The 17,099-nt window shown below is 58.8% G+C and carries 16 protein-coding genes; 7 read left to right on the top strand and 9 right to left on the bottom strand.

All coding sequences use genetic code 11. The features are described from left to right. Positions 1 to 5: 5 nt before the first annotated feature. Together AC6I8D_RS05045 and AC6I8D_RS05040 are read right to left on the bottom strand one after the other, a co-directional pair. Complete coding sequence (locus tag AC6I8D_RS05045; protein ID WP_312053584.1) at positions 6 to 239, bottom strand: DUF2526 family protein; 234 nt, start codon at positions 237 to 239, stop codon at positions 6 to 8. Positions 240 to 243: 4 nt separating this feature from the next. Then, complete coding sequence (locus AC6I8D_RS05040; RefSeq protein WP_312053583.1) at positions 244 to 501, bottom strand: hypothetical protein; 258 nt, start codon at positions 499 to 501, stop codon at positions 244 to 246. A gap of 151 nt (positions 502 to 652) precedes the next feature. Between AC6I8D_RS05040 and norR the strand changes: the two genes are divergently transcribed. From norR to AC6I8D_RS05025, 3 genes are all read left to right on the top strand, one after another. After that, positions 653 to 2,173: a nitric oxide reductase transcriptional regulator NorR gene (gene norR / locus AC6I8D_RS05035; protein ID WP_312053581.1), complete on the top strand. Its 1,521-nt coding sequence runs from the start codon at positions 653 to 655 to the stop codon at positions 2,171 to 2,173. A 495-nt stretch (positions 2,174 to 2,668) separates the two neighbouring features. Continuing rightward, complete coding sequence (locus AC6I8D_RS05030; protein WP_312758143.1) at positions 2,669 to 3,859, top strand: MFS transporter; 1,191 nt, start codon at positions 2,669 to 2,671, stop codon at positions 3,857 to 3,859. A 218-nt stretch (positions 3,860 to 4,077) separates the two neighbouring features. Then, entirely contained in the window at positions 4,078 to 4,581 is a 504-nt protein-coding gene (locus tag AC6I8D_RS05025; protein ID WP_031377984.1) for an isochorismatase family protein, read from the top strand. Positions 4,582 to 4,737: 156 nt separating this feature from the next. Here the strand turns inward: AC6I8D_RS05025 and AC6I8D_RS05020 are convergent, their stop codons facing one another. Further along, complete coding sequence (locus tag AC6I8D_RS05020; RefSeq protein WP_031377985.1) at positions 4,738 to 5,145, bottom strand: RidA family protein; 408 nt, start codon at positions 5,143 to 5,145, stop codon at positions 4,738 to 4,740. Between the two features lie 139 nt (positions 5,146 to 5,284). Between AC6I8D_RS05020 and AC6I8D_RS05015 the strand changes: the two genes are divergently transcribed. Then, positions 5,285 to 5,878 (top strand): TetR/AcrR family transcriptional regulator, encoded by a 594-nt coding sequence (locus AC6I8D_RS05015; RefSeq protein ID WP_312053579.1) that lies wholly within the window; start codon positions 5,285 to 5,287, stop codon positions 5,876 to 5,878. A 109-nt stretch (positions 5,879 to 5,987) separates the two neighbouring features. On the opposite strand, the gene AC6I8D_RS05010 is transcribed toward AC6I8D_RS05015, so the two are convergent. Both AC6I8D_RS05010 and AC6I8D_RS05005 read right to left on the bottom strand, forming a co-directional pair. Next, on the bottom strand, positions 5,988 to 7,289 hold the full coding sequence (locus tag AC6I8D_RS05010) for an LLM class flavin-dependent oxidoreductase (RefSeq protein WP_497819735.1): 1,302 nt from the start codon (positions 7,287 to 7,289) through the stop codon (positions 5,988 to 5,990). Positions 7,290 to 7,336: 47 nt separating this feature from the next. Then, on the bottom strand, positions 7,337 to 8,407 hold the full coding sequence (locus AC6I8D_RS05005; protein WP_497819734.1) for an iron-containing alcohol dehydrogenase family protein: 1,071 nt from the start codon (positions 8,405 to 8,407) through the stop codon (positions 7,337 to 7,339). A gap of 301 nt (positions 8,408 to 8,708) precedes the next feature. Between AC6I8D_RS05005 and AC6I8D_RS05000 the strand changes: the two genes are divergently transcribed. Genes AC6I8D_RS05000 through AC6I8D_RS04990 form a run of 3 tightly spaced genes read left to right on the top strand, consistent with a single transcriptional unit; the run spans position 8,709 to position 11,721 of the window. Then, positions 8,709 to 9,254: a GNAT family N-acetyltransferase gene (locus tag AC6I8D_RS05000; RefSeq protein WP_031377989.1), complete on the top strand. Its 546-nt coding sequence runs from the start codon at positions 8,709 to 8,711 to the stop codon at positions 9,252 to 9,254. Further along, complete coding sequence (locus AC6I8D_RS04995) at positions 9,251 to 10,402, top strand: amidohydrolase (protein ID WP_312053574.1); 1,152 nt, start codon at positions 9,251 to 9,253, stop codon at positions 10,400 to 10,402. The genes AC6I8D_RS05000 and AC6I8D_RS04995 overlap by 4 nt, the downstream gene beginning before the upstream one ends. Then, complete coding sequence (locus AC6I8D_RS04990; protein ID WP_312053573.1) at positions 10,402 to 11,721, top strand: MmgE/PrpD family protein; 1,320 nt, start codon at positions 10,402 to 10,404, stop codon at positions 11,719 to 11,721. The genes AC6I8D_RS04995 and AC6I8D_RS04990 overlap by 1 nt, the downstream gene beginning before the upstream one ends. A 4-nt stretch (positions 11,722 to 11,725) precedes the next feature. Here the strand turns inward: AC6I8D_RS04990 and AC6I8D_RS04985 are convergent, their stop codons facing one another. Genes AC6I8D_RS04985 through AC6I8D_RS04970 form a run of 4 tightly spaced genes read right to left on the bottom strand, consistent with a single transcriptional unit; the run spans position 11,726 to position 16,624 of the window. Continuing rightward, a complete protein-coding gene (locus tag AC6I8D_RS04985; protein ID WP_497819733.1) occupies positions 11,726 to 14,011 on the bottom strand; it encodes a molybdopterin-dependent oxidoreductase in 2,286 nt (761 codons plus the stop codon). A 36-nt stretch (positions 14,012 to 14,047) separates the two neighbouring features. Beyond that, a complete protein-coding gene (locus AC6I8D_RS04980; protein WP_031376963.1) occupies positions 14,048 to 14,809 on the bottom strand; it encodes an amino acid ABC transporter ATP-binding protein in 762 nt (253 codons plus the stop codon). Then, positions 14,802 to 15,725 carry an amino acid ABC transporter permease gene (locus tag AC6I8D_RS04975; protein WP_031376964.1) on the bottom strand — a complete coding sequence of 308 codons (924 nt, stop codon included), beginning with the start codon at positions 15,723 to 15,725 and terminating at the stop codon, positions 14,802 to 14,804. Before AC6I8D_RS04975 ends, AC6I8D_RS04980 begins: the two co-directional genes overlap by 8 nt. Beyond that, positions 15,722 to 16,624, bottom strand: a complete 903-nt coding sequence (locus AC6I8D_RS04970) for an ABC transporter substrate-binding protein (RefSeq protein ID WP_374043807.1) — start codon at positions 16,622 to 16,624, stop codon at positions 15,722 to 15,724. Before AC6I8D_RS04970 ends, AC6I8D_RS04975 begins: the two co-directional genes overlap by 4 nt. Positions 16,625 to 17,099: the final 475 nt, after the last annotated feature.

Here is a 17,099-nt window from a genome sequence, read left to right as displayed (position 1 = left end):
TCCGGTTAGCCAATGATTCCGCCGCGAGTAAGCCAGATACGGCGCTGTTCAGCGAGTTCCTGTTTTTCGGTGCTGTGTTTAAACACCGCCATCCGCAGGCGCTGTTGCTGGCTATAGCGCTCTTCCCGGCTCAGTTCGGGATCTTCACTCAGCGCACACAGCAGCGTATTCATCTCGCGAATGACGTTGTTGGCTAAGGCAGCCTCAACCGCCCTGTTCACCTCTTCTCTATGGTTCATGGCATTACCCCATATAAGTATTAAGCTGTTGGAGCAGCAGTGCGCCTGCAACGATAAGCGACACCGGCGTGTAGGGAATATCTAAATCCACCCAGGCTTTGCGTCCGTTATACACCGTTTCGAAATGTAGCCGGTCCGGGGCACTCTGGCGGTAGGTAAATACCGGTCCCCGCGGACCGCCGAAGGCCGCCCAGCGCAATGAGTTGGCGGCGGTTTCGAGCTGTTCTGCGGTAAGCAGGTGCGTCGTTTTCAGGTCGGACATGATTTTGCTCCTAAAAAAAGTCTCTGTGTGAGATAGAGCAAACTTTGTGCCATTTTTTAAGTGCTTGATATTACTGGTCAGGGCAACGTGTTATTGTTTTTGAAACAACGCAAAACCTTGTTATTAAGACAACCCGTGTTCAGGTGACTATATGGCTTTATCTGTTGAAACGCTGGCTGGGCTGGCGGTGGATATTCAAAAAGGCGTAAGCGGCCGCGACCGTTTTAGCCAGATGATTAAGAGTATCCACACCGCGCTGCGCTGCGACGCTACCGCGCTGTTACGCTATGAAAAACAGCAGTTCAGACCGCTGGCCACCGCCGGCCTGGCACCTGACGTGATGGGACGACGGTTTAAACTTGATGCCCATCCCCGGCTTGAGGCGATCGCGCGCGCCGGTGATGTGGTGCGTTTCCCGGCCGACAGCACGCTGCCCGATCCCTATGACGGCCTGATCCCTGAACAGAGTGAATTACATGTGCATGCCTGCGTCGGGATGCCGCTCTTTTCAGGACAGCGGCTGATCGGGGCGCTGACCCTCGACGGCATCAACGCCACCCAGTTTGATAATTTTAGCGATGAAGAGCTGCGCGTGCTGGCAAGCCTGACCGCCGGTGCGTTAAATAATGCCCTGCTGATGGAGCAGTTAGAAAAGCCGGCTTCCTCTTTTACCCCGCTGCCCTTCCGGCCTGAAGAGGATCGGGAGATGCAGATCATCGGTGAATCTGCCTCGCTGCTGCACCTGAAAAAAGAGATTGGCGTGGTCGCACCCTCTGACCTCAGCGTGCTGATCATGGGCGAAACCGGCACCGGCAAGGAGCTGATCGCACAGGCGATTCACCGCCATTCTCATCGCGCGGCCCGGCCGCTGATCTATCTCAATTGCGCTGCGCTGCCGGAAACCGTGGCGGAAAGTGAGCTTTTTGGTCACGTAAAAGGGGCCTTTACCGGCGCGATTCACGATCGTCCGGGTAAGTTTGAGCTGGCGGACAAAGGGACTTTATTTCTGGATGAGATTGGCGAACTGTCGCTTTCGCTGCAGGCCAAACTGCTACGCGTGCTTCAGTACGGCGACCTGCAACGGGTCGGCGAGGATAAAGCGCTAACCGTTGATGTACGCATTATTGCTGCGACCAACATGGATATGCGTAAAGCAGTGACCGAGGGCCGCTTCCGGGCGGACCTGTTCCACCGCTTAAGCGTGTTCCCGCTGTTTGTGCCGTCGCTGAATGAGCGCCGCGACGACATCGTGCTGCTGGCCGGTTACTTCTGTGAGCAGTGCCGGATGAAGTTCGGACTGATGAGCGTGGCCCTGAGTCCGGCGGCCAGCAGCCTGCTTGAAGCGGCGGACTGGCCAGGCAACGTTCGCGAGCTGGAGCATGCGATCTATCGGGCGGTGGTTATCGCTCAGGCCGAATCGCCGACCGGTGAAGTGATCCTGTTTCCCCAGCATTTCAGCTTCGAGAATTCATCGCCGTCTGAGTTACGATTGACCGAATCGGTTAACAGCATGCCAATGATGAGTCTTAACGACGCCACCCGTAAATTTCAGTATGACTACATCCGTCACGTCTATGAAAGTAATGGCAAAGTCTGGGCCAGAGTGGCGCGCCAACTGGAGCTTGATCCCGGTAACCTGCATCGTCTGGCCCGCAAGCTGGGTCTGAAATAGCGATAACGGCGACTGAGGGAGTGCGGTTTTCCTACTCCGGAGCCTGCCAGCGCGCCTTGCCGGGACGGCGCGCTGGCACAGCCATAGCCGCTGCTGCTGCTGTCGTTGTCGTTGTCGTTGTCGTTGTCGTTGCCACTTTTGCCGCTGCTGCTGTTGTTGTTGTCGTTGTTGTTGTTGCCACTTTTGCCGCGGTTGCCGCTGTTGTTGCCGCTGCTGTCGCTGTTGCAACACAGCCCCCCGCCTCGCCTCAGCCTGAAAAGTCAGTTTCCCCTGTTGCTCCGCCGCCTGCTTCAACTCAACGGTAAAACGCGAGGCATGAGGTTGGCCTGATGTCATCGTTTAATGGCTGGCGGGCAACTCACGCCACTGCACGGTACGCTTTACACTCTTCGCTATACCAGACAGGTCGGCTCGGTTCATCCGGCGGGATGCGGCTTTCTTCCTACGGACCGGCTGTCAGCCTGCCTGATCTTCTGTTGCGGAGCGTTAATCACAATGAAAAATATCCACCGCCCGGTGCTTATACTGGCTGGCTCCCAGGCGATATTTCAGACCATTTCTATCCTGACAATGACGATTGGCGGTCTGGCCGGTGACCTGCTGGCCCCTTCGCCCGCCCTGATCACCTTGCCGTTGTCGATGGCCAGCCTCGGCACCGCTCTTGTCATGTTTCCGGCGTCATTGTGGATGAGCAAAGTCGGCAGAAAAACCGGCTTTATCAGCGGTGCACTGAGCGGAATTGTTGCCGCCGCCGTCTCAATGACAGCAATGGCACTGCACTCTTTTCTGCTGCTGTGTCTGGGCATGTTTTTCCTCGGCGTTTATCAGGCTTTCGCACAGTTTTACCGCTTTGCGGCAAGCGAAGCGGCGCTGCCCGCGTTACGGGCGAAAGCGATTTCGCTGGTGCTGGCCGGTGGCGTCGTCGCCGCTCTGCTGGGGCCGCTGCTGGCGCGCAGTGGCAGCGCCCTGTTCGCGATCCCGTACCTCGGCTCGTTTCTTTTTATGGGGATCATGGCGTTACTCGGCGTGGTGGTGCTTTCCGGTCTGCAGATGCCGCAGCAGCAGAGCGCCGTGCCGGATCCGGTCGCGGCCCGGCCGTGGAAAACCGTGCTGTCCCAGCCCGCGTATCTGGTGGCACTTTTCTCCGCCGCCTCCGGATTCGGCATTATGGTGCTTGCGATGACGGCGACGCCAATTGCAATGCATCATCATGCGTTTGACCTTAGCCAGAGCGCTGAAGTGATCCAGCTGCACGTGCTGGGTATGTTTCTGCCCTCCTTCTTTACCGGCAAACTGATTGCGCGCTTTGGTGTGATTAGCATCATGCTGACCGGCGTCCTGCTTATGCTGGGTTACATTGTGCTGGCCTGTACCGGGGTCAGCTGGGGAGGATTTGCCGGTGCGTTAATCCTGGTCGGCACCGGCTGGAACTTTCTCTACATCGGCGGAACCACCCTGCTTGCGACGACCTATACCACCAGTGAAAAAGGGGTGGCGCAGGCGGTCAACGACATGAGCGTGTTTATCTTCTCTCTTATTTGTTCACTGAGTGCCGGATCGCTGCTCAGTCTGTACGGCTGGAAAACCATGAACCTGCTGTTACTGCCGTGGGTGCTGCTGCTTGCGCTGCCGCTGCTGTGGCTGGCCTGGCATCAGAAACGGCTGACGGCTGCAACTACGTCATAATATGACAATGGATGAACGCGCCATTCAGCCGGCCGCAGGGGTAAGCGACAAGCAGCCCGCAGGCTGGCTGAGGCCACCGAGTAACGCGTTACGCCTGCCCGATCAATGACAGGTAATGTGATCGGGTCGCCGATAAGGATATTCAACGCAGATGATCGTGATATGGCTGACTGACGATAAAACCACGCTCTTCCTTCCCTGTTAATAAAGGATCCACCATGAAAAATGCCCTGATCGTGATTGATATTCAGAATGACTACTTCCCCGGCGGGGCCTTTCCGCTTGAAGCAGCAGACGAGGCGTGTAAGGCGGCTGTTAAAGCGATTAACGACGCGCAGCAAAAAGGATGGCTGATTGTCGGCGTTCAGCATATCGCCACCGCTGAGGCACCTTTTTTCCGCCCGGAGAGCGAAGGCGCAGCGTTTCATCCGGATATTGCTGCGGCGCTGGGCAATGCGCCGGTGGTGGTTAAGGCTGAAGCGGACAGCTTTTTTAACACGAATCTTGAACCGTTACTCAGCGAGCACGGTATTACCGATATCTATCTCACCGGCATGATGACGCAGCACTGCGTCACGCATACGGCGCTTTCTCCCCAAAGCCAGCCAATGAAAGTCCACATTATCGCCGCGGGCTGCGCAGCACCGACCCGTGCGCTGAGCGATCTCGCCCTTTCCGGCCTGCGGGTGCGCTGTAGCGTGGAACAGGCAATCCTGAACTAAGCGGCACCCTTTACCGCCTGCAGAGGCCGGTAAGGGTGATCGTCGCGGCGCGTCATAAGCCCCGATATCGCACCGATCAGACTGCCGGCTTTGTCGGAGCCGGCTTTATCTCTCCCGCTGAAGCGGCCTCTTTTTACAACCGCTCGGCCGGCTGACTCAGTGGTTATCCGCCGCTTCAGGTACCCGTGCAATCACTTTGATTTCAAAATCAAAGCCCGCCAGCCAGTTGACGCCGACCGCCGTCCAGTTCGGGTAAGGCGCCTGCCGCCATATTTCATTTTTAATCGCCAGCACCGTGGCGAACTGGTTTTCCGGATCGGTATGAAAGGTGGTGACGTCTATCAGATCATCCAGCGTACAGCCCGCTGCGGCCAGCGTGGCTTGCAGGTTACGAAACGCCAGTCGGACCTGCTCAGCCAGTTCAGGTTCAACCGAACCGTCGGCGCGACTGCCAACCTGTCCGGAAACAAACAGCAAATCACCGGATTTAATCGCCGCAGAATAGCCATGCTTTTCGTATAGCGCATGACGCCCTGCCGGGAAAATCACTTCACGCTGCATCATAAAATCGCCTTATTGTGGATTGACGTGACGGCGCATGAAAAACCACGCCCCCGATTCAGATACGAACCGTATATGAATAAATCATGCATACGCCTCGTATGTCAATTAATATACGCAGCGTATCAACGAGGGAGGAAATATGGCTGCAGGTCGTCGTGCTGAAACCATGAAACAGAATCGCAGTAAACTGATCTTTGCTGGCCGCAAGGCCTTTGCCGAACGGGGATTCGCCGAGGCATCGATGGATGACCTGACGGCCAGCGTCGGGCTTACCCGGGGCGCGCTGTACCACAATTTTGGCGATAAAAAAGGCTTACTGGCTGCGGTAGTGGCGCAGGTGGACAGCGAGATAGCGCTGCGTGCCAGAGACGTTGCCGCCGCCGCTGATACCGCATGGGAAAAGCTGATGCTGGAGGGGGCCGCGTACATTGAAATGGCGCTCGACCCGGAAGTGCAGCGTATCGTATTGCTTGATGGGCCGGCCTTTCTTGGCGATCCCACCCGCTGGCCCAGCCAGAATGCCTGCCTTGAAGCCACCCGCAGCGCCTTAGCGCAAATGGCGGCCAGCGGCACGCTCAGGCCGGTCGATGTGGAAGCTGCGGCACGCCTGCTCAACGGCAGCGCATTTAATGCTGCGCTCTGGGTGGCAGCCAGCGATAACCCCAGACAAACGCTGCCCAAAGCAATTGAGGCGTTCAGGCTGCTGGCAGGTGGATTGCTGTCGGCAGGTTAAGGCCGGTTCCGCAATAGACCGGTGACCTGAGCCGCCGGGTTTAACTGTTTTCCCGATGATCCGGCGGAGTGGATAGCGCCTCGCCAGCGTAACCGATCGATCCTTGCCGTTACACCACGGGCAAACCCAGGTTCTCGCGTAGCGTGGCAAACGGGTAATCGTCACGGAACAGCCCACGGCGGCGCAGTTCCGGGATCACCCGTTCGACAAACAGGTCGAGCTGTTCCGGCATGATGGCGGGCATGATGTTAAAGCCATCCGCGCCGCCCTGTTCCAGCCACAGCTGGAAATCATCAGCAATATCCTGCGCGGTACCGACAATCACCCGGTGCCCGCGTGAACCCGCCGCAATGGCTGCCAGCTCACGCAGCGTCAGGTTTTCACGTTTTGCCATTTCGGTCATCAGCTTAACGCGACTCTGATTCCCTTCACCCGGCGGCACCTCCGGCACCGGACCATCCAGCGGATACTGGCTGAGATCCATGCTGAATCGCAGCGAAAGCTGACGCAGCCCATTATCAATATCCACCAGCGTATTCAGCTCCTTCCACAGCGCCTGCGCCTCTTCGCGCGTGCGGCCGACAATCGGCATCACGCCAGGCATGATCACCACACGATCCGGATTACGTCCGGCAGCAACCACCTGCTCTTTCTGGCTGCGGTAGAAGGTTTGCGCTTCCTCAAGGCTGGCGGCGGCGGTGAAGATCACCTCTGCGGTCTCAGCCGCCAGCTTCTGACCATCGGCAGAGGAACCGGCCTCAATAATCACCGGACGCCCCTGCGGAGAACGGGTGATGTTAAGCGGGCCCTGTACCTGGAAATGCTCGCCCTGATGGTTGATCGGCTTGATTTTGTCATCGACAAAATATTCACCGGTCTGCTTGTTGGGCTGAACCGCACCCTCTTCCCAGCCTTGCCATAACTTGTTGGTGACCTCGAGGAACTCGCGCGCCCGGGCATAGCGTGCGGCGTGGTCGGGCATATCGCTGCGGCTGAAGTTACGGGCAACATCGTCTGAAAACGAGGTCACGACGTTCCAGGCTGCGCGCCCCCGGCTGATGTGATCCAGCGATGAGAAGCTGCGCGCCAGGGTAAAGGGATCGCTAAAGGTGGTAGAGGCGGTCGCCGCCAGGCCAATGCGACGGGTATTGACCGCCAGCGCGGAGAGCATCGTCAGCGGTTCCAGTCGGGCCATGGTCGACGGCAGTCGGTACATGCTGGTTGCCAGCGCATCGCCGACAAAAAACAGGTCGAACTTACCCGCTTCCGCTTTTTTGGCGAGGGTGATCAGCCAGTCGATGTCCGTGGGATCGCCGAGCTGCTGGGTCAGACGCCAGCCGCTGACGTGTTGTCCCACCGGCTGAACGAAAAGGCCGAGTCGCAGGCGACGTGATGATGTTGGCTGTTGCATAAAAGATTCCTGGTCAGTAAAGGTGAAAAGTCGGGCCGCAGCCCGGCTTAAACAAGGTGCTCAGTCGCCAGCAGTGCCTGCTCCAGCGTCGCCGCGGTCAGGGTAAACGGCAGGCGTTCTGCACTGGCTTGGGGAAACTTAATCTGCTGCGCGAGAGTGTGCAGACGTGCAGCGCGATCGCCACACAGGGCCGGCAGCGTTAGCGGCATCGCATATTGACGTAACAGTGCCAGCAGCCCGGCATCAGGCTCACCGCGATGTTCAATCAGCGACTGCACCAGCAGGCTGTACCCGACTTTCTCGCCGTGCAGCCAGTGGTGCAGCTCCGGCTGGTGGGTCAGTTGATTATGAATGGCATGGGCAACGCCCGGCGTAGGCAGCACGTCACGCACGCTGTTCGCCAGTCCGGCCAGCACGATACTGGCATCAATCACCCTGACCAGCGCCGGCGTGACCTGCTGCTGCTGGTTGGCTGCCACTGCCGCGTCACCCCACTGCTGAAAGGTTTCCAGCGCCCGCCGTGCGGTCATCACTTTAAGATCCAGCGCCAGGTCGTCCGGGTTGTGACGCTGATACGGCTGGAATTCGTAATATTTTGCCAGCGCATCAACAATGCCCGCTTTCAGGTAACGCACGTCGCTGCGCGCGATCACTTCGCTGTCTACCAGTACCAGCTCGGGCATTTTCCCCAGCGGCTGACTGCGCAGATGCTCTCCCCGATCGCTGTAGATGATGGCAAGCGGCGACCAGGCGGCGCAGGTGGCGGCCAGGGTGGCGAAGTTAACCAGCGTGACGGCCGGGAGCTGGCTGGCTGCGGCTTTGGCGGCATCCAGTACCCGTCCACCGCCAATCGCCAGCAGCAGCTCAGCCCCCTGCTGTTCGGTATTGTGTTTTAAGTGGGCGATCGCCTGTTCAGTACATTCACTGGGTAAATACTCCAGCTGCCAGCTAATTCCGCTAGCCTCAAGACTCTGGCTTAATTCCGGATTAACCGCATGCCAGGCGTGCGGCGAGGTAAATATACGAATATGCGTGGCGTAAGGTTTAATAAATTCACCGGCACGGGCGCGCAGGCCAGCCTCATGCGCGTAGGCGCGCGGAGATTTAATCGCTAACACGTTTCTATCCTGTTTATAGGTAAGGCCGGTTACAGGTAACGCCGGTTTATAAGGGAGGCTATAACCGATAAAGTTAATTTATTACATGGAGTTAATGGCGTTTTGTTATAGCGGCATTTGTTTTTTTCATACTACGGCAACCACCGATTTAAGCAATCAAAAACCGGCCAATTCAATTTCACAAATAGGCATTAGGATAGTTATTTTTCAGATATAGCCACCGGGTTTTAACTGTTAATCTCATTTACCTTAAACGCTGACTTAATTATCCGCCCGCCGGGTGGCTATTCCGGGAAATATTATGCAACTCGACTTTCGTCAGGTGAGGGCAGATGAAATCACTCTCTATCTGGCGCTGATGCACGCCGCTTATGCGCCGGTAAAAGCACTCGGCATCCATTTCGATGCCGCCACGGCCGATCGGGATAAGGCGCTGCGCCATCTGCAAAGTCACGGAGTTTATGCGCTGTATGCCGACGGTGTAATGGTCTCCTCAGTGACCCTGCGTTATCCCTGGGGGCCGCTGCCCGGTCCGTTTGGCCTGCCGCACATCGGCTGGTTTGGCGCGCATCCGGACTATGCTGGCCAGCATTTCGGCCGGCAGATTCTCCATCGGCTGGAGCAGGAGATCCTGATTGGTCAGCTGCGCGCACCGGCCGTCTCTCTCGGTACCGCCCTCAGCCATCCGTGGCTGCAACAGCTCTACCTCAAGCGTGGCTTCCAGCCGATGCATACCACTGACCTCGGTAAAGGCCACATCACCCTCTATATGAAGAAAGTGCTGGATGAAGCGGCACACCATGCCTGGCTGAGCCGTCAGGTACCACCACAAGGGAACATCGCATGAGCACCTTAGATCAGGCGGCGCTGGGCGAACGGTTGATCGCGTTGCGCCATGAACTGCATCGTTTTCCGGAACTGTCGAACCAGGAATTTGAAACCACCGCCCGCTTGCGGCAGCAGCTGGAGCAGCATCAGATCCGCATCCTCGATCTACCGCTGAAAACCGGCCTGGTGGCGGAGATAGGATCGTCATCGGGACCGCTGGTGGTGCTGCGATCTGATATTGATGCGTTGCCGATTGAGGAGCAGTCCGGCGTCAGCTTTCGATCGGAACGTGCTGGAGTCATGCACGCCTGCGGCCATGATTTCCACTGCACCGCGGCGCTCGGTGCGGCAATCCTGTTAAAGCAGCAGGAAGCCAGCCTGTCCGGCCGGGTGCGCATTTTTTTCCAGCCGGCGGAAGAGACGGGCCAGGGCGCGCCAGCGGTGATCGCTACCGGTGCCCTCGCCGATGCGCGGGTGATTTTTGGACTCCATAACGATCCCTCGCTGCCGGCGGGAGTGATCGGCAGTAAAGCGGGTCCGCTTACCGCCGCAGTAGATCGCTTTGATATCAGCATTACCGGCATCGGCAGTCATGCGGCCAAACCCCATCAGGGTAACGATCCGATTGTTATTGCGGCGCAGATTGTCGCCGCTGCCCAGACGCTGATCAGCCGTAACGCCCCGTCCGCCGATAACGCGGTGGTCTCGATTACGCAGATTCACAGTGGCAGCACCTGGAACGTCATTCCGGAAGGTGCCTGGCTGGAGGGGACGGTGCGATCGTTTTCGCAGCCTACCCGCGAACGGCTTGAGCAGCGCTTCCGTACCCTGGTGGCGGGCATCGGCGCGGCGTTTGATGCGCAAATCAGCTTTAACTGGCAGGCCGGACCGCCGTCCGTGGTGAATGATGCCTACTGGACAGAGGTTGCACTGCAGCAGGCCAGCGCCAGCGGATTTGAAGCCCGGGTGGTGGAAGCCAGCCCGATTGGCGAAGACTTTGCCTTTTACCAGCAACAGCTGCCCGGCGCTTTTATGATGATCGGTACCGGTGAACCCTATGCGCTGCATCATCCGGCATTTCGTATTAATGATGCCGTGCTGCTGCCCACCGCACGCTATCTGGCCGATCTGGCGCGGACAGCTCTCACACTGCCGGAGCCGTCCTGATGAGCGGGACCGCCGCGCTGGCTGAGCGCATCGTCCACAGTCAACCGGATGCGCGGGCACGCGACCACGCGCGACAAGGGATAGCCGATTTTCTGGCGGTGAGCTGGCCGGTGTTACAGGGTCAAGTGCCTGATAGCGGCTTACCGGCGCTGCGTACCGTCTACGGTGATGGCGGCATCCGTTCGCAGGCATTGCTGCTCGGCTACGCCGGTCATGCGCTCGATTATGATGATTTCCATGCCGATTTCCGCGGTCACCCCAGCGTGGTGATCCTGCCGGCGCTGTTTGCCTGGCTGTCAGGCCAGCCCGCCGCCAGCGTGGAACAGTTCTGTGATGCCTATGTGGTGGGGGTGGAAACGGCCGGCCGGCTGGGACTGGCGGCCAGCCAGCAGCACTATGCGCTGGGCTATCACAACACCGCGACGCTGGGCACCCTTGCCGCCGCCGCGGCGCTGGCTCGTTTCCTCGGCCTGTCCGCTGCCGCCACCGCCAGCCTGCTGGGGATCGCGGCTACCCAGGCCAGCGGTTTACGCGCTCAGTTTGGCTCGGCGGTAAAACCGCTGCATGCCGGCCTGGCGGCGGAACGTGCGGTGACCTCGGCCCAGCTGACGCTGGCTGGCATGACGGGCCGACCAGAAAATGTGATTGAGTCCTTTCTGGCCGCCAGCAGTGATGGCCAGGCGCAGCCGGAAAAGTTGACGCAGAACTGGGGTCAGCCCTGGCGTATCAGCGCCCCCGGGCTGGAGTTTAAGCCGTTCCCGACCTGCGCCGGTACCCACAGCGCGGCGGAAGCGGCGGGTCTGCTACGCCAGCAGTGGCTGTCCAGCGGCCAGCCGCTTGATGCACTGCTGCGCCAGATCGTGGCTATCGCCGTCGCCTTTCCGCCCGGCGGTGACATTGCCGCCCCGGTCACGGTACCAGTCAACGGTATCGAAGCGCGCTTTAGCCTCGAATATGTGATTGCCGCGATGTTGATTTACGGCGATCTGCGGTTGTCAGATTTTGCCGAAGGCGATGTTAATCCGGAGATTATGCCGCTGGCCGCCCGCGTTCGCCGTATGCCGGATCCTTCTGCGCCGCCGGATGCCCTCAATCCGGCACAGCGCTTTCACCGCGTGACGCTGTCGCTGGCGGATGGCAGCACACGGCATCAGCAGCGCACGCGGCAGGAATCGCTGGCGGAGGGCGTTGATGTCGGGCGTAAACTGCGACTGGCACTGGGTGACAGCTCACCGGAACTGCTGGCGCACAGCGCGCTGCGCTCAACCGCCGATTTGCAGGCAGTGACAGACGCACTGCTGCAAAGTCTGCGGCCATAGCGGCTTAGTGTGGCGGAATAAAAGCCCGCACCGGCGGCCGTTCGCCCCTGAATTTCCGCACCTGCACCACCGTAATCTGTCCGCTGCAGCCCTGGGTCAGGGAGGAGGTGCCGATGTCCAGCGTCAACACGTTCGGATTACCGTGACGGCATAACGGGCGGGCGGCGGCAGGATCGACCGGATCGTACCAGGCACCGGTAGGCAACTGCAGCACGCCAGCCATGATGCTGTCGGTGACGCGGGCACTGGCAAGCACGTGGCCGCGATCGTTGTACAGCTCAATCAGATCGCTCTCGGCGATAGCCAGCCGGGCCGCATCCTGCGGATTGAGGCTGCACACTTCCCGTCCGTCGCGCTTACCGCTCAGGCTAAAGTCGCCAAAATCGAGCTGGCTATGCAGGCGCGTCGCTGGCTGGTTGGCAATCAACCAGAAGGGATGATCAGCCGTCGGCTTTTGCTGCGGCTCACGCCACACCGGATGTCCCGGACAGTTTTGATAGTTAAAGCTGGCGATGGTGGCGGAGAAGATCTCAATTTTTCCGCTTGGTGTCGGCAGCGGTGCGGCATCAGGATCGGCACGAAACGCGTTGATCATCCGGCCACCATCCTTTAACTGCGGCAACGTCAGCACGCCCTGCTGCCAGAACGTGTCGAAATCCGGAATCGATACCTGATGTGCCGCCAGTTTTTGCTGTAGCTGATGGTAATGATGTTGCAGCCAGCCACGCGCATCACGCCCTTCGGTAAACGCCTCTTCCCTGCCGAGCCGCCGCGCCAGTTCACTGAAAATCGTGTAGTCATCGCGCGCTTCAGCATAAGGCGCAGCCACCGGCTGCATCGCGATTAAATGCCGATCGGTTGGCGCACCGCCGATATCTTCCCGCTCCAGCGTCATGGTGGCGGGCAACACAATATCGGCATGGCGAGCGGTGGCGGTCCAGGCGCTCTCATGCACGATAAAAGTATCGAGCTGACAAAAAGCCTGACGCAGGCGCGCCAGATCCTGATGATGATGAAAAGGATTGCCGCCCGCCCAGTAAGCCAGACGGATATGGGGATAGCGCAGCTGACGGCCGTTGTAATCAAATCGGGTGCCCGGATTCAGCAGCATATCGGCAATCCGCGCCACCGGAATAAAGCGGTCGATGCCATTTTTACCCTGCGGTAAGGCCGGAAAGCTGACCAGATTATGGTGTTTGCCATAATGGCCCAGCGCGCCAAGCGCATAGGTGTAGCCGCCGCCGGGCAGGCCGGGTTGGCCGAGTGCCGCCGCCAGCACCAGGCCGAGCCACACCGGTTGTTCGCCGTGCTCGGCGCGCTGTAACGCATGCGCCACCGTCACCAGCACCCGTTTGCCGTGCAGCTGACGGGCGAACTGTCTGATAACGTCGTGGCTGACGCCACAGATGCTGGCCGCCCAGTGCGCATCGCGCACTACGCCATCCTCTTCACCGCGCAGATAAGCCACCATCTCTGGCCAGCCGACGCAATAACGGGCCAGAAACGCCTCATCGGTTAACGCCTCTTCGATCAGCACTGCCAGCAGACCGAGCATAAACGCCGCATCGGTGCCGGGTCGCAGTGCCAGCCACTCGCCCCGCGCGTCGTCCGGCAGATCGCTTTTCAGCGGACTGACCGAGATAAAGCGGGTTCCGCGCCGCGCCGCCTGCTGCATAAAATCACGTTCGGTATGCTCACTCAAACCGCCACTGGCGACCTGAGAATTTTTCAGCGCCAGTCCGCCAAAGGCCAGCACGATATCGCTGTGGCTGGCGATCTCTTCCCAGCTCACGCCACGGCGGGCAATTTCGTTCATCTCACCGACGATGTGCGGCAGCAGCACCGAGGCCGCGCCGGAACTGTAACTGTTGACTGACCGGACATAACCGCCGAGCGTGGTGTTAAGAAAGCGGTGCACCTGACTTTGTGCATGATGGAAGCGACCGGCGCTGGACCAGCCATATGAGCCGCCAAAAATTCCGGCCGGCCCCCAGGTCTGCCCGACCCGCGAGAGTTCCTGCGCCACCCGTTGCAGGGCGTCGTCCCAGTCGATGGCGATATAGTCATCGACCCCGCGACGCGAGTCGGGACCCGGCCCATTCTCCAGCCAGCCACGCCGCACCATCGGGCGGGCAACCCGCGCCGGATGATTGAGTGCCTGCTGGAAGTTTTGCAATAAAGGACTGGGATGAGGATCGCCCTCGAACGGAGCGATAATCAGGCGATCGCCTTCGCGCCGGGCATGAAAAGCCCCCCAATGCGCGCTGTGCATTACCGGTTTCTGCGTCATCACGTTTCCTGGCTTACGGGCAACAAAAAACGCTGCTTACAGCACCGTTGCAATAAAGTTTCTGACCCGTCCGTTGGCCGGATCGTCGAGCACCTGTTGTGTCGGACCCGCGGCGATAATTTTGCCGCTTTCCATAAACACAATGTTGTCCGCCACTTCGCGAGCAAAGCCAATTTCGTGGGTCACCACCACCATGGTGATCCCGGAGTGCGCCAGCTGCTTTATCACCTGGAGCACTTCGCCGACCAGCTCAGGATCGAGCGCGGACGTCGGCTCATCAAACAGCAGCACGCCGGGGTCCATCGCCAGCGCACGGGCAATCGCCACACGCTGCTGCTGACCGCCGGAAAGATTTTGCGGCCACTCCTGCTCGCGTCCGTCCAGACCCACCTGTTTCAGCAACGCCAGCGCTTTGCTGGTCGCCTGCTGGCGGTTCTGTTTTTTCACCCGCATCGGTGCATCAATGATGTTCTGCAAGACGGTGCGGTGCGGGAACAGATTGAACTGCTGGAACACCATGCCGATTTCAGCGCGCTGGCGGGCAATCGCCCGGCTGCTGAGTTCATGCAGCGCCTGGCCCTTTTGCTGATATCCCACCCTCTCTCCGCCAATACGGATGGTGCCGCCATCGAGCTTTTCGAGGTGGTTGATACAGCGCAGCAGAGTCGATTTACCCGAACCGGACGGACCGAGGATAACGGTCACCGAGCCGGCGGGAATATCGAGGTTAACCTCATCGAGAATGGTCACGCCGGAGAAGCGCTTGGTGACCTTGCGCAGTGCGATCGCTTCAGCCATTGCTGGTGCTCCTTGCGGTTTTCAAGCCAGAAAAACGCGCCAGTGACGGCCATAAACGGCGCGTTTCACGGCGGGTGACGCCGCGGCCAAAATAACGTTCGACGTAATATTGTCCCACCGACAACACCGAGGTCATCAGCAGATACCACAGCGTCGCGACCAGCAGCAGCGGGATCACTTCATAGGTGCGCTGATAAATAATCTGCGCCGAGAACAGCACGTCCTGCAGTGAGATCACCGATACCACCGCGGTGGTTTTTAACTGGCCGATAATTTCATTACCGGCGGGCGGCAGAATGGCACGCATTGCCTGCGGTAACACGGTATAGCGGAAAATCTGCGCCGGGCGATAACCGAGGGCGCGTGCGGCTTCAACCTGCCCATTACCCACGCTCTGGATGCCGGCACGCACAATCTCTGCGGCATAAGCAGACTGATGCATCACCAGCGCGATCACCGCGGCGCTGAACGGGCTGACCAGCGCATTGGACTGGGCGCTCCAGATCTCGCCATAGCCGGGGATCGACAGCGCGATTTTGGGATAAAGGGCCGCGATGTTGTACCAGAGAAACAGCTGCACCAGCATCGGCACGCCGCGGAAAAACCAGGTATAGGCCCAGCTTACCGCGACCAGCACCGGGTTGGCGGAGAGGCGCATCAGCGCCAGCACCGTGCCGAAAGCAAACCCCAGCACCACCGAAATCGCCGTCAGTTGCAGCGTCATTAACACACCCTGCAGAATGGAGGGCGCGGTAAAGTTCGCCGCAATCACGTCCCACTCAAAGCGTGGATTGTTAATCATCGAGTTCGCCATCGCCACCACGCACAACAGCACGACCAGCGCACTCAGCCAGCGTCCATAGTAGCGTTTACCGACAATTCTCAGATCGTCGGTGTGGTCATCAGGCGCACTCATTTGAAAATGTCCTGATTACGTCTGGCTTCGGTCACCGCACCAAAGCCAATTCCCCAGTTATCGAGGATTTTCTGGTAGCTGCCATCTTTGATCAGTGAATTCAGCGCCGCCTGAACTGCCGGTTCCAGCGCAGAGTCTTTCGGGAAAGCCACCGAGACCGGCGCATCATTAACGCTGATCTCGCCGCTCATGGTCAGCGGTTTAATCACCTTCACCTGCCACAGCAGCCCTTCATACGGCCCGAGGAACATTGGCACCCGACCGCTGACCACCGCCTGCACGCCGGCCGGACGATCCGGGAAGACAGAAACCTTGATCGGCTGTTTGCCCGCCGCCTCACAGGCTTTGCTGGCCTCCTCCAGCCGGGTCACCTGAGTAGTGCCCGAACCGGCCCCCACCTCTTTGCCACACACGTCGCTGAGTGAGGTGAACGGGGCGATCGCCGCGTCTTTCTTTGAAATGATGCCGAGCCGGCTGGCATTGTAATAGCCGACAAAATCGATCTGTTTCAGGCGGGTTGGCGTGGCGTTGATATTTGATAGCGCCACGTCGTAACGGCCAGTTTTCAGGCCCGGAATGATATTGTCGAAGCCGCCGGTGTCGCGCCACTGTACTGCAATCCCCAGACGTTCACCGACGGCATTCATGATGTCGATTTCACGGCCAGCCAGCGTTTTATTATCGTCTTTATAGAAGGTGGTTGGCGGCGTGTTGGGATTGGTTCCGGCCACAATAAAGCCTCGCTGCGCAATATCGGCCGGTATCAGACTTTTCAACGCCGGATCGGCTTTCACATGCACTGAGCTGTCAGTCGGCACCGATTGTTCGGCAGCGACCGCGCTGTGCGCACTCAGCGCAAGGGCAATAAAGGTCATTCCGGTTATAAATTTCACTGGCATCTTTCTCCTGATATTTAAAAACTTTCCCGGAGGAAAAAAGTATTGAGGTGGCGATGTTTTGTTAACCTCAGAAAGCCAGATAAATCACGCGCTTTAAGGGTGTTATCATCCTCGTGATGGTGTGAACTCATTCTCAGTGAATATATGCAGCGATCACAAATGCTTAAAACAGGAATATTTTGCCGGAATATGGCAATAGTCATTTCGGTGGGCGTGAAACAAAGTATTCGTCCGCAAAGCTCGGACAGTGCTACAGCGGATTAAAAGCCAAAGGCGGCTTTTCCCGTTATGGCACGCCTTTTTCTTAACGCAGATTGAGCAACAGTTAATCAGATTTTGTCTCACCAGGCGGGCGTGAGCGCCTGTCGGTTAGTGAGGCGGATCGGCTGGACGTAGTTGCAGAAAAGGTACGGCCTGGGTTCACTTTATGGCCAGCGCGCAGGCAAGGTATGCCGTTAGCTGCCGCTGTCGATCC

Source organism: Pantoea sp. X-Soil-MYKO-1785 (assembly GCF_059730675.1).
Note: the sequence above shows the minus strand (reverse complement) of the source record. Positions and strands in the feature narration are given on the sequence as shown.